This window comes from Marinobacter sp. es.048 (assembly GCF_900188435.1).
In the GTDB taxonomy this organism is placed as follows: Bacteria; Pseudomonadota; Gammaproteobacteria; order Pseudomonadales; family Oleiphilaceae; genus Marinobacter.
In genome coordinates this window covers 208,299-231,448 of sequence record NZ_FYFA01000002.1, presented here as the reverse complement: position 1 = coordinate 231,448, position 23,150 = coordinate 208,299, and the positions used below count along the sequence as shown (strand labels likewise).

Annotated in this window: 19 protein-coding genes; 13 read left to right on the top strand and 6 right to left on the bottom strand. The window is 56.4% G+C overall.

Features of this window, described 5'->3' with window-relative positions; translation table 11 throughout:
• Positions 1–74: 74 nt before the first annotated feature.
• Genes glgB through glgP form a run of 3 tightly spaced genes read left to right on the top strand, consistent with a single transcriptional unit; the run spans position 75 to position 6,009 of the window.
• Positions 75–1,961, top strand: a complete 1,887-nt coding sequence (glgB, locus tag CFT65_RS12100; RefSeq protein ID WP_088828396.1) for a 1,4-alpha-glucan branching protein GlgB — start codon at positions 75–77, stop codon at positions 1,959–1,961.
• Positions 1,958–3,412 (top strand): glycogen synthase GlgA, encoded by a 1,455-nt coding sequence (glgA, locus tag CFT65_RS12095; RefSeq protein ID WP_088828395.1) that lies wholly within the window; start codon positions 1,958–1,960, stop codon positions 3,410–3,412. Before glgB ends, glgA begins: the two co-directional genes overlap by 4 nt.
• A gap of 41 nt (positions 3,413–3,453) precedes the next feature.
• The gene (gene glgP, locus CFT65_RS12090; RefSeq protein ID WP_172408491.1) at positions 3,454–6,009 is read left to right on the top strand and encodes an alpha-glucan family phosphorylase; all 2,556 of its coding nucleotides are present in this window, start codon (positions 3,454–3,456) and stop codon (positions 6,007–6,009) included.
• 20 nt (positions 6,010–6,029) lie between these two features.
• Here glgP and CFT65_RS12085 read toward each other — a convergent pair whose 3' ends face one another.
• Both CFT65_RS12085 and CFT65_RS12080 read right to left on the bottom strand, forming a co-directional pair.
• Positions 6,030–6,689: an alpha/beta hydrolase gene (locus CFT65_RS12085; RefSeq protein ID WP_088828393.1), complete on the bottom strand. Its 660-nt coding sequence runs from the start codon at positions 6,687–6,689 to the stop codon at positions 6,030–6,032.
• A gap of 33 nt (positions 6,690–6,722) precedes the next feature.
• Positions 6,723–7,919, bottom strand: coding sequence for a 1-acyl-sn-glycerol-3-phosphate acyltransferase (locus CFT65_RS12080; RefSeq protein ID WP_088828392.1), 1,197 nt, complete (start codon positions 7,917–7,919; stop codon positions 6,723–6,725).
• Positions 7,920–8,137: 218 nt separating this feature from the next.
• Between CFT65_RS12080 and recQ the strand changes: the two genes are divergently transcribed.
• The gene (recQ, locus tag CFT65_RS12075) at positions 8,138–10,006 is read left to right on the top strand and encodes a DNA helicase RecQ (protein ID WP_088828391.1); all 1,869 of its coding nucleotides are present in this window, start codon (positions 8,138–8,140) and stop codon (positions 10,004–10,006) included.
• Positions 10,007–10,009: 3 nt separating this feature from the next.
• On the opposite strand, the gene CFT65_RS12070 is transcribed toward recQ, so the two are convergent.
• A complete protein-coding gene (locus CFT65_RS12070) occupies positions 10,010–10,564 on the bottom strand; it encodes a PaaI family thioesterase (RefSeq protein WP_088828390.1) in 555 nt (184 codons plus the stop codon).
• Between the two features lie 199 nt (positions 10,565–10,763).
• Between CFT65_RS12070 and CFT65_RS12065 the strand changes: the two genes are divergently transcribed.
• The 5 genes from CFT65_RS12065 (at position 10,764) to selD (ending at position 16,916) form a co-directional block, all read left to right on the top strand.
• Positions 10,764–11,693 (top strand): hypothetical protein, encoded by a 930-nt coding sequence (locus tag CFT65_RS12065; RefSeq protein WP_228705846.1) that lies wholly within the window; start codon positions 10,764–10,766, stop codon positions 11,691–11,693.
• A gap of 145 nt (positions 11,694–11,838) precedes the next feature.
• Positions 11,839–13,359, top strand: coding sequence for a bifunctional GNAT family N-acetyltransferase/carbon-nitrogen hydrolase family protein (locus CFT65_RS12060; RefSeq protein ID WP_088828388.1), 1,521 nt, complete (start codon positions 11,839–11,841; stop codon positions 13,357–13,359).
• A gap of 172 nt (positions 13,360–13,531) precedes the next feature.
• Entirely contained in the window at positions 13,532–13,930 is a 399-nt protein-coding gene (locus CFT65_RS12055) for a hypothetical protein (RefSeq protein WP_088828387.1), read from the top strand.
• 41 nt (positions 13,931–13,971) lie between these two features.
• Positions 13,972–14,640: a helix-hairpin-helix domain-containing protein gene (locus CFT65_RS12050; protein WP_088828386.1), complete on the top strand. Its 669-nt coding sequence runs from the start codon at positions 13,972–13,974 to the stop codon at positions 14,638–14,640.
• Positions 14,640–16,916, top strand: coding sequence for a selenide, water dikinase SelD (gene selD, locus CFT65_RS12045; RefSeq protein ID WP_088828385.1), 2,277 nt, complete (start codon positions 14,640–14,642; stop codon positions 16,914–16,916). Before CFT65_RS12050 ends, selD begins: the two co-directional genes overlap by 1 nt.
• Here the strand turns inward: selD and senB are convergent.
• Positions 16,913–17,899: a selenoneine biosynthesis selenosugar synthase SenB gene (senB, locus tag CFT65_RS12040; protein WP_088828384.1), complete on the bottom strand. Its 987-nt coding sequence runs from the start codon at positions 17,897–17,899 to the stop codon at positions 16,913–16,915. The two genes, selD and senB, sit on opposite strands and share 4 nt — an antisense overlap.
• A gap of 155 nt (positions 17,900–18,054) precedes the next feature.
• Between senB and CFT65_RS12035 the strand changes: the two genes are divergently transcribed.
• Genes CFT65_RS12035 through CFT65_RS12025 form a run of 3 tightly spaced genes read left to right on the top strand, consistent with a single transcriptional unit; the run spans position 18,055 to position 21,052 of the window.
• Positions 18,055–18,921: a putative selenate ABC transporter substrate-binding protein gene (locus CFT65_RS12035; RefSeq protein ID WP_088828383.1), complete on the top strand. Its 867-nt coding sequence runs from the start codon at positions 18,055–18,057 to the stop codon at positions 18,919–18,921.
• Positions 18,921–19,571 (top strand): phosphonate ABC transporter ATP-binding protein, encoded by a 651-nt coding sequence (locus CFT65_RS12030; RefSeq protein WP_088828382.1) that lies wholly within the window; start codon positions 18,921–18,923, stop codon positions 19,569–19,571. Before CFT65_RS12035 ends, CFT65_RS12030 begins: the two co-directional genes overlap by 1 nt.
• 14 nt (positions 19,572–19,585) lie before the next feature.
• On the top strand, positions 19,586–21,052 hold the full coding sequence (locus CFT65_RS12025) for a PhnE/PtxC family ABC transporter permease (protein WP_088828381.1): 1,467 nt from the start codon (positions 19,586–19,588) through the stop codon (positions 21,050–21,052).
• A 167-nt stretch (positions 21,053–21,219) separates the two neighbouring features.
• Here CFT65_RS12025 and CFT65_RS12020 read toward each other — a convergent pair whose 3' ends face one another.
• Positions 21,220–21,528, bottom strand: a complete 309-nt coding sequence (locus tag CFT65_RS12020; protein WP_088828380.1) for a hypothetical protein — start codon at positions 21,526–21,528, stop codon at positions 21,220–21,222.
• A gap of 89 nt (positions 21,529–21,617) precedes the next feature.
• Positions 21,618–22,109, bottom strand: a complete 492-nt coding sequence (locus CFT65_RS12015; RefSeq protein WP_088828379.1) for a hypothetical protein — start codon at positions 22,107–22,109, stop codon at positions 21,618–21,620.
• 103 nt (positions 22,110–22,212) lie between these two features.
• Between CFT65_RS12015 and CFT65_RS12010 the strand changes: the two genes are divergently transcribed.
• Positions 22,213–23,133 carry an ABC transporter ATP-binding protein gene (locus CFT65_RS12010; protein ID WP_008171591.1) on the top strand — a complete coding sequence of 307 codons (921 nt, stop codon included), beginning with the start codon at positions 22,213–22,215 and terminating at the stop codon, positions 23,131–23,133.
• The last annotated feature ends 17 nt before the right edge of the window (positions 23,134–23,150 follow it).

The window sequence follows — 23,150 nt, the reverse complement described above, 5'->3', positions numbered from 1 at the left end:
TTTTTACACAGGCCCTTTCGCGTCCAATGAACGGACGCCCACTGCGCTCCAACTGGTCAGGAACAGCTCGGTCTATGGATAGTCCAACGCTCAGCGAATTCGACCTTCATCTCTTTGGCGAAGGCCGCCACTGGCACATTTACAATGTGCTGGGTGCTCATGTTTGCCGGAGCCGCAGCGTGGAAGGCGTTCGGTTCGCCGTCTGGGCGCCTCATGCCAAAGCTGTCAGCGTTGTCGGGGATTTCAACCACTGGAGTTCTGATGCCCACCCAATGGCTCCGCACCCTGGAACGGGTGTCTGGTCCTGCTTTATTCCTGACATTGGCACCGGTGCCCTCTACAAATTTGCCATTACCTCGGAGAAAGGCCATCAGCTCCTGAAAACAGATCCCTACGGGCAAGCCTTTGAACTGAGGCCTTCTACTGCCGCCGTGGTGACTGAACGTGGCCATTTTGGCTGGGGCGATGGCGATTGGCTCGCCCGACGGGGGCGCTGGAACTGGCAGGACTCTCCCGTGTCCATCTACGAGGTTCATGCTGCCTCCTGGCGCCACCACGGATCCGGCCGTTGGCTGACTTATCGAGAGCTGGCGGATCAGCTGATTCCCTATGTACTCGAACTGGGCTTCACCCACATTGAGCTTTTGCCGGTGACTGAACACCCGCTGGATGAGTCCTGGGGTTACCAGACCACGGGCTACTACGCTCCAACGAGTCGGTTCGGCACCCCGGACGATCTTCGCTATCTGGTAGACCAGTGTCACCGGCACAACATCGGCGTGATATTGGACTGGGTACCGGGGCACTTCCCCACCGATGAACACGCCCTTGCCCGGTTTGATGGCAGCGCGCTTTATGAACATGAAGATCCCCGCAAAGGGCGCCACCAGGACTGGGGTACTCTTATTTACAATTACGGCCGGCACGAGGTGCGGAACTTCCTGATCGGCAGTGCGCTCTTTTGGCTGGATGCCTTTCATATCGACGGGCTGCGTGTGGATGCGGTGGCGTCCATGCTGTACCTCAACTATTCCCGCAAGGAAGGCGAGTGGTTGCCCAACGAACATGGCGGCAATGAAAACCTGGAAGCCATCGAGTTTCTGCGGGAACTGAACCGGGTCTGCCAGAGCCGCTTTCCGGGAACGCTGGTGTGTGCGGAAGAATCCACCTCCTGGCCGCGTGTCACACGACCACCGGAAATTGGCGGCCTGGGGTTCAACCTCAAATGGAATATGGGCTGGATGCACGACACCCTGGATTATCTGGCGCAGGATCCGGTGTACCGCCAGTACCATCACGACAAGCTTACGTTCGGGCTACTATATGCGTTCTCGGAAAATTTCCTGCTGCCGCTGTCTCACGATGAGGTGGTGCATGGCAAAGGCAGCCTGATCAATAAAATGACCGGCGACGAATGGCAGCAGCGGGCAACGTTACGGCTGCTCTTCACCTACATGTTCAGCTATCCGGGCGCCAAACTGCTGTTTATGGGCGGTGAATTTGGTCAGCGCCGTGAATGGAGCGAATCCCGGGAACTGGACTGGTCACTGTTGGCGCATCCTGAACACCAGGGAATCAAAAAACTGGTCCAGGATCTGAACGGCGTATACCGGCGAGAAGTCTCGCTGCACGGTGCCTGCTTCACCCCGGACGGCTTCGATTGGATCGATTGCCATGATTCCCCTCAGTCCGTGATCAGCTTCCAGCGCACGGCCAAAGGCGAGACATCGGTTATTGTGGTCAATTTCACCCCAATGCCCAGACACCATTACCGGATCGGGCTGCCCCAGGGCGGTAACTGGCGGGAAATTTTCAATTCCGATTCTGAGTACTATGGTGGCAGCAACCTCGGTAACCCCTATCCCATGCCTGCCGACCAGCAGCCCTGGATGAACCGGGACTGGTCGCTGGAGCTTACCCTGCCACCTCTGGGAGCGATTATCCTGAGGCCAGCGTTATGATCCGGGTCCTTTTTGCCACCAGTGAGGTCTATCCACTGGTGAAGACCGGCGGTCTTGCCGACGTCTCTGCCAGCTTGCCGGAAGCGCTCTGCCGCCTCGAATACGATGTTCAGATTCTATTACCCGGCTACCCGGACGCTGTGAGGGCTGCCAGAAAGGCCGGTTCCCGCAGAAAAGCCCGCTTCCAGCTCGGCCAGTACAATGTCAGCCTTTGGCAAACCAGGCTACCGGGCACCGCAGTTACACTCTGGCTGGTGGACTGCCCGCCCCTTTTTGATCGCCCCGGCAACCCCTACAAAAACGAGCAAGGGAAAGACTGGTGGGACAACGCCCACCGGTTTGAGCTGTTTGGCAAAGTGGGCGCCATGATCGCCATGGGCGAAGCAGGTTTGAACTGGAGGCCGGATCTGGTGCACTGCAATGACTGGCAGACCGGGCTTATACCGGTGTTCCTTGAAGCATACCAGGACCGGCCCGGCACCGTGTTTACCATTCATAACCTCGCCTACCAGGGACTGTTCTCCCAGGAGACGTTCCGTGCCCTGGGTCTGCCTGACTCACTCTGGAGTCTTGAGCAGCTGGAATTCTATGGCCAGCTCTCCTTCATCAAGGGTGGCCTTGTGTTCAGTGACCGGATTACCACCGTCAGCCCAACCTACGCTCGCGAGATTCAGACTCCGGAATTCGGCAATGGTCTTGATGGCCTGCTACGGCACAGGCAACACGTATTGACCGGCATTCTCAACGGCATCGATACTCGGGTCTGGGACCCGGAGGAAGATCCGGAGCTGGCGTTTCACTATGGTCGTGATCATCTGAAGAGCAAAGCCCAGTGCCAGGCCAATCTGCAGCAAGAGCTTGGGCTGGAGGTGAACGGTGGCCCGTTACTGGGTTTTATCGGTCGATTGGTGGAACAGAAAGGCGTGGACTGGATGCTGTCCGTGATGCCGGCTTTGCTCGAACAGGACTGCCAGTTTGTCATTCTCGGTTCCGGGGAGGACCGCTACGAGGAACCCCTGAAACAACTCTCACGGCAATGGCCGGGGCAGATGTCCCTCACCCTGGGCTACAACGAGGGGTTGTCCCATCGCATCACGGCCGGCTGTGACCTGTTCCTGATGCCTTCGAAATTCGAACCCTGCGGGCTCAACCAGATGTACAGCCTCAGGTACGGCACCATTCCCTTGGTGCACGGTGTCGGCGGACTGGCCGATACGGTTCAGGACCCTCAGGAGGTTGGAATCGATAAGGCCAACGGATTCGTTTTTACCGGCGCCAGCGCCGAGTCCCTGCTGGCCACCGTAAGCCGGGCGCTCCAGTTTTTTGAAAATCGCAAACAGTGGCGCCGGTTGCAGGATAACGGCATGGCAATCGATTATTCCTGGAAGCAGCGGGCTCGCACCTATGGCGATCTGTATCAGCGCATTCTCAAAGAACGTGAACAACAATAGCTGGATTAGTGCGAGCGTTTGCCCGCCTGGAGGCAACCAAAATGCATAAAGCAACGGAATTCCGACTTGAAGCCCACCCCCTGATTCCAGAACCCCTGGAACGACTGGAAGAGCTTGCCAATGATCTGTTCTACAGCTGGGACCATGGGGTGCGCAGCCTTTTCGCCCGGATTGACCTTCTACTCTGGCAGAAGGTGGAGCACAACCCGAAGCTTTTCCTGCGTCGAGTGGCCCAGGACCGGCTCGACGAAGCCTCTGAAGACAGGGCGTTTCTGGCCGAGTATCGTCGAGTCCTGAGCAGCTACGATGCCTATCTGGAGGCTGGTCCCGGCCCTGAGGTGACGGAAAAGCTGGATCCGGAACAGGCTCTGGTGGCCTACTTCTGTGCCGAATTTGGCTTCCACGAAAGTTTTCCGATCTATTCCGGCGGCCTCGGCATCCTGGCCGGGGATCACTGCAAGGCCGCCAGTGATCTCGCCCTTCCTTTTGTGGCGGTCGGCCTGTTGTACCGACAGGGTTACTTTATTCAGAGTATTGATGCCCACGGCCAGCAGATTGCGCGCTATCAGTCCCATTCCAGCGATGAACTGCCCATAACCCCGGTGGAGATCGACGGCCAGGTTCTCAAGGTCTCCGTTCCCTTCCCTGATCGCGACGTGGTGGCACGGGTCTGGGAGGCACGGGTTGGTCATATCCGTCTGTACCTGCTGGATAGCAATACCGAGGAAAACGGCCTCGAGGATCAGGACCTCACCCTCCAGCTGTATGGTGGCGACGAATCCACCCGTATCAGCCAGGAAATGCTGCTCGGCATAGGCGGAACGCGGGTTCTGGAAGCCTTGAACCTGAAACCAACGGTCTGGCACATTAACGAGGGCCATGCTGCCTTTCAGATTCTTGAGCGCTGCCGGAACACCATGATCAGTTCGGGGCTTGGCTTTGAAGCGGCGTTTGAAGCGGTTGCCGGCGCTACCCTGTTTACCACCCATACACCCGTACCTGCCGGTCACGATATTTTCCCTAGAGCCCTTGTTCAGCACGCTCTTGGTCGATATCTGGAAGATGCCAGGCTGGATTTTGACCAGGTTTTTGCCCTGGGCGCAAAAGATGGTGGTGACAGCTTCAATATGACCAGCCTGGGGTTGCGTGGCTCCCGCCATCACAACGGCGTTAGCCGTATTCACGGTGGCGTTGCTTCTCAGATGGAGGGCGATATCTGGCCTCAGGTCCCGCCGGCAGAAAACCCCATCGGGTACATCACCAATGGTGTGCACGTACCCACCTTTCTGGCTCCCGAATGGTCCAGTCTGTTTGACATACAGGCGCCCACCTGGAAGAGCGAGCTCAGGAACCCGGATTTCTGGGAGTTTGTTGACCAGATTCCAGATTATCACTATTGGAGCGTCCATAAGGCGCTCAAACAACAGATGGGTGAGTATGTTGTCCAACGCCTGAAGCGCCAGCACAATCGCAATGGCACTGGCCACTCCGTGACAGAGAGGATGACTCGTCAGCTGGTTTCTTCCGAAAAAGACACTCTGGTTATCGGTTTTGCCAGGCGGTTCGCGACCTACAAGCGCGCAACACTGATTTTTTCAGATCTTGAGCGGCTTGAACGGATTCTGACCGATCCGGATCGCCCGGTAGTACTGGTTTTCGCAGGCAAGGCCCATCCGAAAGACAAACCCGGTCAGCAATTGATCAAGGTAATCCATGATCTGTCCATGCACCCCTCGTTGATGGGGCACCTGATTCTGCTGGAGGATTATGATCAGGCCATGGCGCGCCGACTGCTCAGTGGCGTAGATGTTTGGCTGAATACGCCGGAATACCCGAAGGAAGCCAGCGGTACCTCAGGCGAGAAAGCCGCGTTGAACGGTGCCCTGAATCTCAGCGTACTCGATGGCTGGTGGGGGGAAGGCTATAACGGCGATAACGGCTGGGGGATTCCGCCCAGGGATACCGGGCTGGATGCTGAGTTCCGGAACGAGGAAGAGGCCAGGGACTTGATTGATCTGCTCGAATTCGAGGTGGTGCCTGTCTATTACGATCGCGCGTCCCAGGGCTTCTCGAAAGGCTGGGTCAAACGCTCCAAGGCGTCAATGAAATCCATTACTCCGCGCTTCAATGCCAGACGCATGGTGATGGACTACGTGAATAATTATTACCGGCCAGCCTCAAGCCAGGGTGCGATTCTTATGGCCCATGGCGGCCAGGTCGCGATTGCCCTGGCAGAGTGGAAAGCAAGGGTAAGGCACGCTTGGCCGGGTGTAGAATTGCGGGTGGTGGGCTGCGTTAATTCCTCGTGTCCCCATGATGGCGACGTGGAGCTTCGGGTAGAGGCGGCACTCAATGGCCTGTCAGCGGATGATGTTCGGGTGGAATGCCTGGTCAGTCCCGAATGTACCGGCACTGACGGCAGTCCGGGCCCTGATAGCTTCCTGCTTGAGAAAGAGAGTGAAGCTGAGGGCCGGACCGTCTTCGCCACCCGCGTGCAGCCACCGTATCCTGGCTTGCAGACGCTACGACTGCGGATGTATCCGTATCACGAATCACTGACCCATCCGCTGGAAATGGGCGCCATGCTATGGGTCTGACGCCCGGGCATGACTGAACGTCAAATCACGTGCCGGCGAATAAACCGGCCGATATCCTGTATTTCCTCAAGGCACACGCTGTGCTCCATAGGGAAAGTCTGATAGGAAGGGTCGTAGCCCATTTCTCTCAGGGCTTCGACGCTCCGCACGCCCAGAGATTCCGGCACCATCGGATCGAACGTTCCGTGATACACACTGATCGGAACATCAGCATTTGCCTCTGAACGCTGAACTGTGTCGGCGGTGGCAAAATAGGTTGAAAGCGCCAGGATGCCACCAAAACGCTCCGGATAGCTGAGGCCCAACTCGTAGGCAACCGCCCCGCCCTGGGAAAATCCGGCGATGATGATCCGGTCTGCCGGGACACCCTTCTCTTTCTCACGCTCCACCAGTTTGGCCACGGCATCGGCTGAGGCCCGCAACTGTTCGGTATCTACCACCCGGTCAATATCCATGGCCTTGATGTCGTACCAGGCCGGCATGGACATTCCACCATTGATGGTGACTGGCAGGTTGGGCGCGTGGGGGAAGATAAACCGCACCGCGGCGTCTTCCGGCAGGCCCAGTTCCGGCACCACTGGCTCAAAGTCGTGGCCGCTGGCACCCAGGCCATGGAGCCAGATTACGGCTGCGGTCGGGTTTTCTCCGGTTTCAATCTCGATGTACTGAAGATCCTGCACGGTTTACCTCTCGTCTGAAAATTGTGTGCCGGCTTAGTCGGAATAGCCGGTTTTCTCGGCATTGGCCTCAAGGGCGGTCACCACTGGATTGGCATACATATCCAGAAAATAGGGCCGGATGGCAGGATCGCAGGCTTCCAGGCGTCTCTCCATCTCCGCCTCGGCGGCTTCCATCTCCGCCGGTGACCAGGTTTCGGCGGTGACTACCGAATCGCTGACGGTATCCGGAGTATCGTGGGCATGGGGATGAAAGCCGCGTTGCTGGTAAGCCACCAGGTTCGACGCGTGCAGGTGATAGTTCGCATGCATCTCCCGGTCTATTCGGGCTGCCAGATCTTTCGGGTTTTCCGGAGAATCATGAATGGGCGCACCAAAGTGCACATGCACGTGACCCTTGAAACCGGTCAGTCCCTTCATGATCTGCTCGGTATCTTCGCCCTCACGCTTGATGTATCTGCCGGTTCTGGCCCGGGTTTCCAGTTCCTGAGCCTTGTCGGCATCGCAAGGGTCGTACTCGTAGGCGATGGAAACCGGCACGATGTGCAGACGGTTCATGGCGTCGCCAAAGCTGAGCCCGCTTTTTTTGCGGCTCATGTAGAACATCTTGATGATGGCCGGATCGGTGAAATCAAGGCCGTCCTTCGCCCGACCTTCCCGTTGGGCTATCCAGATGCTGTGATTGGTATCAATGCTGTGGTTAATAAAGCCGGAGAGCGTGATGTAGGCATCACGCATCTCGCGCGGGCTGGTCATGCTGCGGCGCACCACAAAGCTCTTGTTCAGGCGCATCATTTCGGCGAACACCCGGTTCGCCAACAGATTGTCGCCGATGGCAATCCGGGTGGTGTGAAAACCGTTCTGGAACAACAGGTAATTCACTACCATGGGGTCGAACACAATGTCCCGATGGTTCGAAATAAACAGATAGGCGCCGTGCTTGTCGAGGCTCTCAAGTCCGCTGGACGTTACTCTTGTGGTGGTGCTATCGACCAGCTCACCCACATAGCCGGAAAGTCCGGCTTGGAGATCATCGACACGGGTGTAGTGACCAAAATGGCTGCTGAGCCAGCGACGGGTAAATATACGCAACATGGCCGGCGCCCAGCGTGCCAGGGTCGGTGACTTGAAGCGACCGACCATATCCAGAAATTCCCGGTCGTTGACCAGGCGGTTGATAGCAGCGCCGGTTTCTTCGTCCGAATAAGGACGGATGGCATCAAATTCCTGCATGGAAGCCCTGTTGTTATCAGTGTCTGTCACAGTATGGCGTGAAACGGTGGTTCAAAAAACGCGGTATTGTAGCGTTTCTTACACTACTTTGCCTCCATCTGGCACATGGGTTTGCTGGCCAATCGTCAGGGGTAATCTGGTATCATTGGCCACCACGCCGAACCCGGCATTCCACCCGAATCAATACAGCGGCTCCAGGCCGATGAACCGGTTACTCTATGTATCTTGATCAGGATTTCGAACAGCTTTCCACCGAGCGACCCACCAACTCGGGACGGGATCCGGAACAGGTGCTGCACGAAGTCTTCGGATACGAATCGTTCCGGCCGCTGCAGGGTGACATCATCCAGGAAGTATCGGAAGGCCGTGACGCCCTGGTGCTAATGCCCACTGGCGGTGGTAAATCCCTCTGCTACCAGGTACCGGCACTGGTGCGCTCAGGTACGGCGATTGTTATTTCGCCCCTGATTGCGTTGATGCAGGATCAGGTTGCGGCACTGAAAGAGCTCGGTGTGCGAGCTGCGTTCCTCAACTCCACCATGGATTTTGAGCAGGCCCGGGGCACCGAGTACGCGCTGATGACGGGTGAGCTGGACCTGCTGTACTGTGCGCCGGAAAGGCTGATACAGCCACGCACTATCGAACTGCTTCATGACGCCTCCATCTCGCTGTTCGCCATCGACGAGGCCCACTGTGTGTCCCAATGGGGGCATGATTTCCGATCCGATTACCTCCAGCTCAGCATGCTGGCCGAGCAGTTTCCCGGTGTCCCGCGCATCGCTCTGACGGCAACAGCCGATGAACGGACCCGAAAGGAGATTGCGGAACGGCTTTCACTGACCGAGGCCAGACACTTCGTCAGCGGCTTTGATCGCCCGAACATTCAATACCGAATTGCGCCAAAAACAAACGCAAACAAACAGTTACTAGACTTTATTAAAGCCGAACATGATGGCGATTGCGGCATTGTTTACTGTCTTTCACGGAACAAGGTGGACGCTACCGCGAAAACCCTGGCCCAGAAAGGCTATAGCGCTCTGCCCTATCATGCCGGCCTGTCATCGGAGCAACGCGCCCATCACCAGGAGCGCTTCCTGCGCGAAGACGGGGTGATTATTGTTGCCACCATCGCCTTCGGCATGGGTATTGATAAACCCGATGTGCGCTTTGTAGCGCATCTGGATCTGCCCAAGAGTCTTGAAGCCTACTACCAGGAAACCGGCCGGGCCGGACGGGATGGCAAGCCTTCGACTGCCTGGATGGTCTATGGCCTGCAGGATGTGATCAAACTGCGGCAGATGCTCGAGAGCTCCCAGGGTAACGACCATTTCAAAAGGGTGGAGCGCCAGAAGCTGGACGCCATGCTGGGTCTTTGTGAGGTCACGAGTTGCCGTCGTCAGGTGTTGCTGCGTTATTTCGGGGACCAGCTCGAGCAACCCTGCGGCAATTGCGATACCTGCCTGAATCCGCCTGAAACCTGGGATGGCACCGTGGCCGTACAGAAAGCCCTGTCGTGTGTGTTCCGCACCGGCCAGCGTTTTGGCGTGACCTACCTGATTGATGTGCTCAGGGGCTCGGAAAACGAACGGGTTCTACAATCCGGCCATCATCAGGTTTCCACCTACGGCATCGGCACAGAGCTCAGTGCCAACGAATGGAAATCGGTCTTTCGCCAACTGGTGGCCAATGGCTATCTCCGGGCCGATCCTGAGGGTTATGGCGCACTCCAGTTGACGGAGCAATGCCGGCCACTACTAAAAGGTCGGCAGGCCATCGAGCTGCGCAAGGACCCGGTAGTGAAGAAGGCGGCAGGCCGGACTTCCGCTGGCCGTTCCAGCGGCCCGGCGAAGGACCAGATTACCGACCAGGCAGGCTGGAATGCCCTGAGGGCATGTCGCAAGGAATTGGCCGACAAACAGGGCGTGCCTCCCTACGTTATTTTTCATGACACCACACTGCTCGGAATGCTTGAACTTAAGCCCCGCTCGCTCGAGGAGCTTGCAGAGGTCAGCGGCGTGGGCGCCGCCAAGCTCGAAAAATACGGTGAGATCTTCCTGGAGGCCATTGCCGGCCTGAATCAGCAGTGATCGTCAGGCCTCTGCTTTAAAGCCCTTCTTGCGCACCCGATAATGAGCGATGGAGGTAGCCACATGGTTGCCCTCCTCATCCACGAGTTTCCCTTCCAGGGTAAATTTGGCGCGGCCGGTTTCGTCGGCGTCAGCCAGAATGCCTGCTATGGTTTCCGGCGGTAGCGTGAACTCCACGGTGACATCGCTATTGGCCGGCTGCAGGAACTGCAGGTTCATTTCTTTGAGGATCGGGGTGTAGGCCGGGCCCAAATCAAACAGCGTCAGCACGCCGCCGGGGATTTCAGCCACCAGGAAGTAGGCACCCGCATACAGGCTGCCGAAATGGTTCTTGTTGCCTTTCAGCCGGATTTTCGCGCGGACATAGCCGGGCCTCACCTCTTCCACACTGAAGTTATTCCGGGGCGCAAAGGGAATGGACAGACCGATGATTTTATTCACCGCAGCGTAGCCGCCGGTCTTCTTTAGCCAGGCCAGGGGGCTTGTCAACGTGGCTTTGGGGTCTGTGCTGGCCACCCACTGGCCGGTGGCACCGATGAGGTTGTCGATAATTGCCATTAGCATGCTCCGTTGTTTCGTTGGAGCCGATGATTACAACGGTCTGCGGTGGTCGCAAGAATCTTTTACAATTTTTTAGCGCATTGTCCGATTTATTTTTGAATTTGTGTTCTAAAGTGAGAGGTGCTCGCCTCAATCACAACTACCAATCGGCCGGCTTTTCCAGGATTAAGAAAGGATTTCTGATTTGGAATGTTCTATGCCCGCTTTAGTGGCCTGCTACCGGCTCCGGAAACTGGTTTTCCGTTTCGCTATTCTGAGCCTCTGTCTTTTTACTGCACCGTTGTCAGCCACGGACGGAGTGCAAATTACCAGCCGTGATTATGTACTCTGGTACCGCAACTTTGACAGCCCGGCCATTCGGGCGCTCGTAGAGCTGGCCCTGAAGAAGACCCCGGAGTATGGCGACTTCCGGATTATCCGAAGCGAAGAGTTGAGCCAGGGCCGGGTGCTTCGCGAACTGACAGATGGCCAATCCCGCCTGGTTGATATTGCCAATGTGGCCACCTCGGCCGAGCGGGAGGAGTTTCTGACCGCAATTCCCTTCCCGGTTGATGGCGGCCTTCTGGGTTTCAGGGTCTGCGTGGTTTTGCCGGAATCCCTACCGAAGTTCGCAGACATTAAGAATCTGGATGACCTTCAAGCCAGTCAGATCTGGATCGGTCAGGGCTCTCACTGGCCGGACACGCCGGTGCTGGAGGCAAATGGTGTTCCGGTAGTGACCCACTCCCGATACGAGATACTGTTCGGGATGCTCCGTAACGAACGCTTTGATTGTTTCGCCCGCGGTGTCAGTGAAGTCCTGTACGATCTGGAAATGGAGCAGGAACCGAACCTTGTGATCGAACCCAATCTTTTGATCGCCTACCCCATGCCATCCTATCTTTTTGTCGGCCCTGACGATCAGGAGACCGCCCATCGTTTGCAGTTGGGGATTGAGCGCGCCCTTCACGACGGAAGTTTCAGCGAGTTCCTCCGCAACTATTACGCCCACGCAGTCAAAGCTCTCAACCTCAAAACGCGCCGGGTCATTGCCCTCGAAAACCCGTTCCTGAGTGAGGAATCCCGCCATGTGGGGCGCAGCACACTGGAAAACCTGCGCCGGCGCCTCGACCTGCTCGGCCGCTAGATTCTCCCACTACACCGGAACCGGGATACATTCTGGTTGAGCACTGTACCTATGCGAAGTCTTTAGCGGCTTCTGTTAAACTTTTACCGTATCGATACAAAACTTGAGCTTGTCCTCACTTCAAAACGAACGGGAGCCGAACTGAATGGCCCATGAAGAACTGCACCTCAACCTCCGGAACCTGAAGCTTGAAGATTACGAACAGCTTCAAAAGCTTATGGACCGGGTGTACGACGACATCGGAGGCGCTTGGCCCAAAGACACCATCAAGGCGCTGGTGGAACAGTTCCCGGACGGCCAGATCTGCATTGAGGAGAGTGGGCAGCTCATTGCGGTCGCGCTTACTGTATGCGTGAAGTACGAGCGCTTCAGCAACCCGCACACCTATGACGACCTGATCCTCCGGAACGAGAAGATCTGGCACAACGCCAATGGCGATTCTCTCTATGGGTTGGATGTCTTCATCCATCCCGACTACCGGGGTTATCGCCTTGGCCGCCGGCTCTATGAAGCGCGAAAAGAACTCTGTCGCTCCATGAACCTGAGGGCCATTCTCGCCGGCGGCCGCATACCGAGCTATTTCAAGTACGCTGAACAGTATTCCCCGGAAGAGTACATTCAGCGGGTAGACCGGAAGGAAATCTACGATCCTATCCTGAGCTTCCAGCTGTCGAACGACTTCCAGGTTACCCGGTTGATGCACAAGTATCTGCCGGAGGATGAAAAATCCCAGGGCTACGCGACACTTCTTGAGTGGCGGAACATTCTTTATACCCCGCCCTCACCGGTTCTGAGCGTTAAAAAAACCCAGGTGCGGCTTGGCGCCGTTCAGTGGCAAATGCGTGAGTTTACCTCGGTTGAAGAAGTGCTTGAGCAGGTTGAATACTTTGTTGATGCCTTGTCCGACTACAAGAGCGACTTCGCCATCTTTCCGGAATTTTTCAACGCGCCGCTGATGGGCCTGACCGATCAGATGGACCAGACCCGGGCCATCCGCTTCCTTGCCGGGTTCACCCAGCAGTTCCGTGAAGAAATGTCCGAAATGGCAGTCAGCTACAACATCAACATCATCACCGGTTCCATGCCGCTGATCGAGAATGACCGGGTATACAACGTGTCCTACCTCTGCCACCGGGATGGCCGCGTGGATGAGCAGCGCAAGGTCCACATTACGCCGCACGAGCGTCGCGACTGGGTTATTGAGGGCGGCAACCAGTTTGAGGTTTTCGAAACCGATGCCGGCCGGGTTGCCATCATGATCTGCTATGACATTGAGTTCCCGGAGTTGGGGCGTATCGCTGCCAGTCAGGAAGTCGATATCATCATGGTTCCCTTCTGGACAGACACCAAGAACGGCTACCTTCGGGTTCGCCAGTGTGCCCAGGCGCGGGCAATCGAAAATGAATGTTACGTCGTAATCACCGGCAGTGTCGGTAACTTGCCGAAAGTCGAAAACCTGGACGTTCAGTACGCCCAATCGTCAGTGTTTTCGCCTTCGGATTTCGCCTTCCCCCACGATGCGGTGATGGCCGAAACGACGCCTAATACAGAGATGATCATGTTCTCCGATATGGATCTGGAGAAGTTGAAGCTGGTGCGCAACGAAGGCTCTGTCACCAACCTGAAAGATCGCCGAGTTGATATGTACGAGTTGAAAACAAAGTAAACTGACCTGATTGGCCAGGTGAGATTGTTAAATAACTGCGTTAGCGGTCGAGCGTATGGCACTGATGGCGTTGCAAAACCAAATTTCAGTGTCTATTGTTTAATCAATATCCAGCCTGTCTCCCGTTGAGACAGGTTGCTGTGGATACGGAAATCACCAGAGAACCTGATTCATGAACGAAGCATTGCCGGATCTTGTCGCCAGATTCCGCGTCAGACAGGGCCTTTTCCGTAAGGAACTTGTCGAGGCCGCCCTTTACGAACTGGACGGTTACGGGTGTGTTATGAAAACCGACAAGGTGTTCAATCCCGGTGATACCGTGGTACTGGACCTGATCATGGATATGCCGTTTGACAAGATCCGGGCGGAAGGCCTCTCTGGCCTGGTAACCGAACGCAGAAAACATTGCAGCAATTTCTTTTATTCCATCGATTTTGTGGAACTCGACTCCAACGGGAGTTCCTCTTTGGCGGAAAAGCTCCGCAGAATCCGGGAAGTGGTATCGAAAAAGCAGTCACTCAAATCACGTCGTTCCCCAGGCTCCATTTCCGGTTTCCGGCAGATGGCCTGACCCTGAGTTTTTGTTGAAACCTGTCCGTAAGGAGACATTCCATGGCGAAGAAAGCCAAACAGAACGTTGATAAGATCGTCAAAAAGGTCAACAAGGAGTTCGAAAAGACTTCTTCCCAGATCGAAGGTCTGGTGAACGATGCGCTGAAGCAGTTCGACAGCTTGCAGAATCAGGTTCAGGAGCCGGTGCGCAAGCTGCTCAAGGAAATTGACGAACTTCGCGATCGTGAGATGAAGCGTTTCCACGAAGAGTTTGAACGCCGCCTTGAGGAATTCCACGAACTGCAGAGCAGCGTTCTGGAGCGACTGGGTGTGGCCTCCAAGGAGGCGGGTGAGGAGGTTAAGAAACTCACCGATGAAGTAAGCAAAGAAGCCAGCACCGCCGCCAAGAAATCCGCCCCGAAGAAAAGCGCTAAAAAGGCCTCTAAGGCAAAAGCGTCGACCAGCAAGCCTGCGGCCAAGAAGCCAGCCGCGAAGAAGCCCGCTGCCAAGAAAGCACCAGCGGCAAAAACTGCCAAGCCAGTTGACAAGAGCAACCTGACGCTGGTTAAAGGCATCGGACCGGCAACCGCCAAGAAGATGAAAGATGCTGGCATTACGTCAATCGACCAGATCGCCAATCCGTCTGCAGAAGACCTGGAAAAGCTGAAGGCCTTCTCAAGCGTTAAGGGATACAGCCAATTTACCGCTGAAGCCAAGAAAATTAGCTGATGCGAGCGCCTGACCAGCCTGTATTACGGGACATTGTCCTGATTGGCGGCGGGCACAGCCACGTCGGGGTACTTAAACGGTTCGCCATGAACCCGGTTCCCGGCGTGCGCCTGACCCTCATCTGCCGCGACACCCACACCCCCTATTCCGGCATGTTGCCTGGCTACGTGGCCGGCCATTACAGCTACGATGATGTTCACATCGACTTGAGCCGTCTGGCCGAATACGCAGGCGCCCGGTTTTATCGTGCCGAGGCCATGGGCATCGACCGTGACCGCAAGCGAGTTATCTGCCGTGGCCGTCCGGATGTGCCCTACGACATTCTTTCCATCAACATTGGCTCCTCGCCCCGGGTCAATGAAGTGGAGGGCGCCTCAGACCATGCTGTACCGGTAAAGCCCATTACCGGGTTCAATAACCGCTGGCTTGCCCTGCTCTCCCGTATTGAAAACCACGATGGGCCACTGACTGTGGCTGTAGTCGGGGCCGGCGCTGGCGGCGTGGAACTCACCCTGGCGATGCAGTTCCGCCTGAAGAAAGAATTGAAGCAGCGGGGCAAAGACCCGGGCCAGCTTCACTTTCACCTCTTTGACGCCGCAGACGAAATCCTTCCGACTCACAATCCGAAGGTTCGTGAGGTTTTCCGAAAGACCTTGTCGGATCGCGGTGTGAAGGTCCACCTCGGATCTCCCGTGAGCAAGGTTCAGGAAGGGTTGTTGATTACCGAATGCGGAGAAACGCTACAAACGGACGAAGTGCTCTGGGTGACCCGAGCCGGTGGTCCGGAATGGTTGAAAGACACTGGCCTTGCTCTGGACGACGGGCTGTTCCTGCGGGTACGCGATACCTTGCAGGTTGAGAACGACGACAGCATCTTCGCCGCTGGCGACATCGCCAATGTGCTTAACCACCCCCGCGAAAAAGCGGGGGTGTTCGCGGTGAGGCAAGGTCCTCCATTGGCCGACAATCTCAAGCGTCTGGCGACCGGCAAGGATCCGAGAGATTTCTACCCCCAGAAAAAATGGCTGGCGTTGATCAGCACTGGCGATAAGTATGCCGTCGCCTCCCGAGGAGACATGCAGTTTGATGGCGCCCTCGTCTGGCGCTGGAAGGACTGGATTGATCGCCGGTTCATGGGGAAATTCAACGATCTGCCTCCCATGGAGGGAGAATCCAAACTACCGGATACCGCCGCGGCCCAGAACGCCGAGGAAGCATCCCAGGCGATCTCGGCGGTCGCCATGCGTTGTGGTGGTTGTGGAGCCAAGGTGGGCAGCACCGTTCTTTCGCAGGCATTGGGCGAACTCAAGCCCATCGAGCGGGACGATATCCTCATCGGCCTCCACGCCCCGGACGATGCTGCCGTTTTAAAAGTACCCCCGGGCAAGGCCGTTGTTCACACCGTGGATTTTTTCCGCGCCTTTATTGATGACCCTTTTATCTTCGGCAAGGTTGCGGCCAACCACAGCCTGGGTGACGTATTTGCCATGGGTGCCGAGGCACAGAGTGCCACGGCCGTTGCCACGGTGCCCTACGGCATTGAATCGAAGGTTGAGGACGTGGTCTACCAGATGATGTCCGGTGCCGTGGAAGTCCTGAACGAAGCCGGATGCGCGCTTGTAGGTGGACACACCGGTGAGGGCAAGGAGCTTGCCTTGGGCTTCGCGGTGAACGGTTTGATCGACCCGGAAGAAGTCATGAGCAAGGGTGGACTGAAAGCCGGAGACGCGCTGATTCTCACCAAGCCCATAGGCACCGGCACCTTGTTCGCCGCCCACGCAAAGTTGGCCGCCAAAGGCCGGTGGATCGATTCCGCCCTGGCCTCCATGGTTCAGTCCAACAAGGTGGCAGCGGACTGTCTCCGGAAGTTCGGCTCCAAAGCCTGTACAGACGTCACCGGGTTCGGCCTGCTCGGGCATCTCGTTGAAATGACCAAACCCTCGGGCGTCGATGCCGAGCTGGATCTTTCTGCTATCCCGATCCTCCCCGGCGCGGAGGAAACAGCAGCAGCAGGGATTCTCAGTTCGCTTCAACCGGCAAACATTCGATTGCGCCGCGGTATCCGGGATCAGGAAAGGTGGGTTAATCATGCCCGTTTTCCCCTGATCTTTGACCCGCAAACGGCGGGCGGTCTGCTCGCAAGCGTCGCCGCGGACAAGGCGGAAGAATGTGTACGGGAACTGAAAACCCTGGGTTATCCGCACACTGCTATCATCGGGCGAATTACGGCCCAGGATGAGACCGGCCCGATCGAGCCCATTTCCCTGCGGGACTAACGTCTCTCTGAGCAGCGCTGCACCGCAAGCTGTAGCGCCTGCTCCAGGGATGCCTGCTCCTTTTCTGGCAGAAAACGTTCGGCGAGCTTGCCCACCTGTTTTTTAAGAGAAGCGAGAAACGCGGTATCGGTCTCTGCGCGGTGAAGCAGATCGGCCAGCGCTTGTTCGTCCCCAACGGGGGAATATCCGGCATAGTCCCGTCCCAACAAACCGACATTTCCCGGGATATCGGATGCCAATACCGGCAAGCCAGCCCGGCAGGCCTCGGATACAACGTTCGCGCCGCCCTCCATTATCGAGCTGATCACCATCACCTGGCTGTTAACCATCAACTGTCGGGTGTCGGCTTTATCCAATTCGCCGAGCCAGTGAAAGCGTGGGTTCTCCGCTATTTCCTGCTCGGCTTTGCGTTGCCACTCTTCGTTGTGGGCCTTGCCGGCGCAGAAAACCTGGACACGCGAGTCTTCCGGCAGCAATCGCGCTGCATAGGCCGCCCGCAGGGAGTCCTTTTCGTCCCGCAGATGGCCGATCACACATGCGCCAAACGTTTCGCTGCTGCCATCCGCGGCGGGCGCTGGAAAGGATTCCGGCGCGTCGGCCGATTGGTGTAGCGTAACCAGCTTGCCGGCCAAACAGGCGGGTATGTCTTCGGCGACAAGGTCATGCAGGCCGATGAGTGTATCCGCCACGTCCATGGAATACAGGGTGTCTTCCGGGTACTCGTGCTGATGGTGATAGATGTCCGTGCCGGTCAGCGCCACAATCAGCGGCTTTTCGGCCCAGGTTTCCCGGAAACGTCGGATGGCATCGAAACTGCGCCATGCGTGGAGCGCAATAAACGCATCGCAGGCCTCACCGTGATAATGAGTAACGACATCAACCGAGTGCCCGGCCGTTTCCAGCAGGCCTTTCCAGCGTTCTGCCGTGGCCCTGTTTCCAGCTTTGGAATCCGGCTTCGCCGGTGTGATCAGGATTAAATGCATCGCAACCGCCTGAAACGAAAAGTGCCGCCCTGAGCCAATTAAATCCTTATACCGTATAGCTGTTCAGAGTTAACGCGAATACAGGTATCCTTCTGTAACAGGAGTCGCTTGATCAGACTCCGCTCGTTAAATATCCGATTCAACAAGGAAAAACCATGACCCACCATCTTATACGGAAATTACTGGTTATTGGTCTCTGTTCTCTGTTTGCAGCCACTGCCTCTGCCCAAACGTTCATTTTCACCGCGATTCCGGACGAGGATGAAACCAAACTCGTGGAGCGCTTCCAGGGCATAGCGGACTACCTGTCCGAGGAACTGGATGCCGATGTGAAGTACATACCCGTCAAGTCCTACGCAGCTGCCGTTTCTGCATTCCGGAACAACCAGGTGCAACTGGCGTGGTTTGGCGGTCTGTCCGGCGTTCAGGCGAGATCACTCGTCCCCGGATCGCAGGCAATCGCGCAGGGCACCGAAGATCAGGCCTTCTATGTCTATTTTATTGCTCATGAGAGCACCGGCCTGGATCGTCAGGACAACCTGCCGGACAACGTACGTGGCAAGACCTTTACCTTCGGATCAAAGGGCTCAACTTCCGGGCGATTGATTCCCGAGTACCACATCCGCGAGACGTTTGGAGAAGCACCCGAGGATGTCTTTTCCCGAGTCGGCTTCAGCGGCAACCATACTCGCACCCTACGTCTGGTCGAGTCCGGCACCTATGAAGTGGGCGCGATGAACTACGCGGTCTGGGAAAAAGAACTGGAAAACGGAAACATTAATACCGACGCTGTGAAGGTCATCTGGAAGACACCCGGCTTCCCGAATTATCAGTGGAGCATTCGTGGCGACGTGGATGAAAACTACGGCGAGGGCTTTACCGATCGCATCCGTGAGGCCCTGCTCGCGCTTGATGATCCCGAGTTGCTTGAGAGCTTCCCACGTTCTGCATTTATTCCCGCCTCAAACGACGATTATGAGCCGATTCGCAAAGTCGCGAAAGAAATCGGAATCATTGATTGATGGCAGGGTTTGAACTCTCAGGCCTGACGGCATCTTTTGGGGGTCAACGGGTCATTGGACCCGTTGCCCTTGATGTAAAAGAAGGAGATCAGGTCGCTCTGGTCGGAAAGAGTGGCGCCGGTAAGTCCACTCTGATCCGGCTTATCCATCAAAGGGTCAACCGGGAGTCTTCCCTGGTTCCCCAGGATCTCGGCCTGGTAAGCGCCTTGCCCGTATTTCATAACGTGTTTATGGGGCAGCTGGACAAGCATTCCACCTGGTACAACACCATCACGCTCATTCGCCCGTTCAAAGAGGATCGCAGGCAGGTTGAAGAGTTGCTGGACGCACTCACAATGTCGGAGAAACTGTGGATTCCCACGGCCTCCCTTTCCGGTGGCCAGCGACAGCGGGTAGCCATTGCCAGAGCCCTGTATCGCAACGCGCCTGTATTACTTGCTGATGAGCCGATCTCCGCGTTGGATGACCCCATGGCGCATCACGTAATGCAACTGCTCAAGGAGCGCTTCAAAACCAGCGTGATTGCGCTGCACGACGTTGAAATGGCGATGAAGTACTGCAACCGAATCGTTGGCATCCAGGATGGGCAGATAACCCTGGATGAGGCCAGTGACAGGCTGGCAGCCGCAGACATCATGTCGCTTTATTAGGATTCATCGATTCAATGCTCTCCTACCCAACGGTTCGCACCAGCCTGATCTTTCTTGCCATTGCGCTCGTGGGACTCCTTTTTGCTGATATAGCGATAACCGCCAACAATCCCTGGCGGGACCTTGGCAACTTCTTCCTGGGTGTTCTTACGCCTAATTTCTTCAGCAGCGAGGGGCTTCTTACAGCGTTGCTGCGAACCGTGGCCTTTGCATTTGTTGGCGTAACGGTTGGTGCTATCTGCGGATTTCTGTTGGCACTGGTGTACCGATTTCTCCCGGTGCGCATTTTTTGCGCGTTCATCAGGGCGATTCACGAGCTATTCTGGGCACTGATTTTCCTGCAGTTCTTCGGCTTCCATCCCCTGACGGGCGTGCTGGCGATCGCAATACCCTACTCCGGCATTTTCGCCAAGGTTTACTCCGAGATTCTTGAGGAAGCCGATCCGGAACCAGGCCGGCTGTTGCCTCCGGGCACAGGGACCATCGCCGCATTCCTCTACACCAGAATTCCTGATTGCTGGGTCCAGCTGAGAACCTACACCGCCTATCGTCTGGAATGCGGGCTTCGGTCGAGCGCTATTCTCGGCTTCGTTGGCCTGCCCACTCTGGGGTTCTACCTGGAAACGTCTTTTTCGCAGGGCATGTACTCCGATGCCGGTGCGATGTTGATAATGTTCTACGTGCTCATTGCCACCATCCCTCTATGGGTAAAACCCAAACTGCTACCCGTGTATATTCTGGGCGCTCCTTTCTTCCTCGGGGATGGTTTGCCCATCGTCTGGGGCAATGTAGAACGATTTTTCACTGAAGATATCGTGCCCAGCCCACTGAGGGATGATGAGGGCCTGGCCGGCCTTCTGCCATGGCTGAATGAACTGATGGTCGAACAGGCATTGCCGGGCATCTGGAATACGGTCATCCTTACTCAGATTGCGCTGGTGGCCACAGGCATCCTTGCCTTGCTCGCGTTCCCGCTGATCTCAAATCACTTTGGTGGCCCGATTCGCCGGACTTCCGGCCATGTCTTCCTGGTTATTGCCCGATCAACGCCTGAATACATCCTGGCCTATATTCTCCTGCAACTGTGGGGGCCTTCCATGCTGCCTGCTGTAGTTGCATTGGCGCTTCACAATGGCGGCATCATAGGCCACCTGATTGGCCGACAAACCAACACCATCCGTTTGAGATCCGATGCTCCCACAGGCTTTAATCGCTATGGCTGGGAACTCGTGCCCCGGATCTACCGCTCATTTCTGGCGTTTCTGTTTTATCGCTGGGAAATCATCATGAGAGAAACCGCCATCCTCGGTATTCTCGGCATCTACACCCTTGGCTTTTACGTTGACAGCGCTATTCAGAGCATCCGGTTCGACCAGGCAATGGTTCTGATCCTGATAACCGCCATGCTGAACATCGGCGTAGACATTCTTGGTCGCTATATTCGCCGCAAGCTGGCCTTGCAGACCATGCCCACCTGCTAGCACTCAGAGTTCTGGTGATGATAGTTAACGGACTGATTCTTTTTATTCAGGTAGGCCTGCTTGTCCTGCTGGCTGTGCGGATGATCACGCTGGTCCGCTCAGAGCCCCTGGCTGCAAGCCATCAGAAAATCTGATCAGGAAATAAATACATTAACGGCCAGTACGGTTCACCTGGCCTGCTTCGGTGCGGTCTCAAGTACCCAGTCGGTGCCAAGGTCCACCGGCTCGGCGTGATCCTGTTCGTCTGCGCGGGTACCGGTAATCTCGGGCCGGCTGAACCCGCCATCATCGGTATTAGCCATGCTTTCCACATCCACGGAACGAACCACATAGGTTATGCCGCCGGCCAGCACTTTTGTACGGTGAGTCAATCCGAAGACAAACCGGCAGTAATCCAGCTTCAACTGAATCAGATCCTGCTCGGCTTTGCGAATTTTTCTCAGCAGTACCTTCTGAACGCTATCTCCGTAATCCATCACGTTGTCCCTGCAAATGGCGATGAGATGATTTTACACAATCCCGGACCGTTGTCAGCCGACCAGTTGCCGGTTCAGCTGTCCCGCTGCTATTCGGCCTGAAAAACCAGCTTAACCGGGATGTTGTCGATGGGTTCCTGGCCCTGTTGCAGATCAATGCGCCAGGTCATTGTGCCGTCCACGGTGCAAAACGGGGCTGTGAAGCGGGCGGAGTACTGGTTTTCCGCCTGTTTGCCGAGTGGCACCGGGTACTCGCCCATGTACATGGACTCACCCCGGAGAACAGCCAGAAAGCGTTCCGGACGTTCCGGTGTGGCAACGGTTAGCTGGTATTCGGTGCCCTGAGCGCCCACGCCCATGGTGTTGAGGGCAACCTGCCAATCTCCGGCCCCGTTCGACCATTGGCACGGACCGCTTTCCAGTAGATCACACTGAACGGTCTGGCTCTCTCCGCCGGACGTTTCGCCAGTGTCTCCGAGCAGGCGCCAACCGAACACACCGGCAACAACCACCGCCAGAATCAATCCTGTAACCGCAATAGCGCGTAACATAATCGCTTCCCGAACAAACCTGGCCGGCATTATGGGGTTTTCTCCGGCCGAGGCAAAGGTTTCTAAACTGGCGCTACTCATGAGAAAATACCGCGCCTTCAATTCGACCCATTTCTGACCACAGGACACGCCCGTGCAGCCGGATATTTCCGTTAAGCACCTGAGCAAGGTATATGGCGACGGTTTTCAGGCCCTGAAAGACATTAACCTGGACATCCGCCGTGGCGAGATCTTCGCCCTCCTCGGCCCCAATGGCGCTGGTAAGACCACGCTCATCAGTATCATCTGCGGTATCGTCAATGCCTCCTCCGGACAGGTAACGGCCGCCGGTTACGACATCGTCAAAGATTACCGCAAGGCCCGCGAGACCATCGGCCTGGTGCCACAGGAACTCAACACCGATTCATTCGAGACGGTCTGGAATGCCGTTTCCTTCAGTCGTGGGCTATTCGGCAAGGCGCCGAAACCTGCGCACATAGAGAAAGTCCTGAAAGATCTTTCTCTCTGGGACAAGCGCAACAACCGGATCATGTCTCTCTCCGGTGGCATGAAGCGCCGTCTGATGATTGCCAAGGCGCTCTCCCATGAGCCCCAGATACTGTTCCTGGATGAGCCCACGGCCGGCGTCGACGTTGAGTTGCGCCGGGACATGTGGGAAATGGTGCGCAAACTTCGGGAACATGGCGTGACCATCATCCTCACCACCCACTACATCGAAGAAGCCGAGGAAATGGCGGATCGCATCGGTGTCATTCGCGGTGGCGAGATCATTCTGGTCGAGGACAAGGCCCAGTTGATGACCAAGCTGGGCAAGAAAGAGTTGCGACTGCAGCTGCAGCACAAACTGGACAAGGTGCCCGGTGAACTTACTCTGGAGCCGATAGAGCTGTCAGAGGATGGTTACGAGCTGATATACACCTTCGATTCCCAGCGAGAGCAGGCAGGGGTAACCCGATTGCTCCGCACGCTTGGCGATCTCGGTATCGAATACCGAGACCTTCAAACCCGGGAAAGCTCCCTTGAAGAGATTTTTGTCGGCCTGGTGCACGAGTAAAACTGCCGGCTATTCTG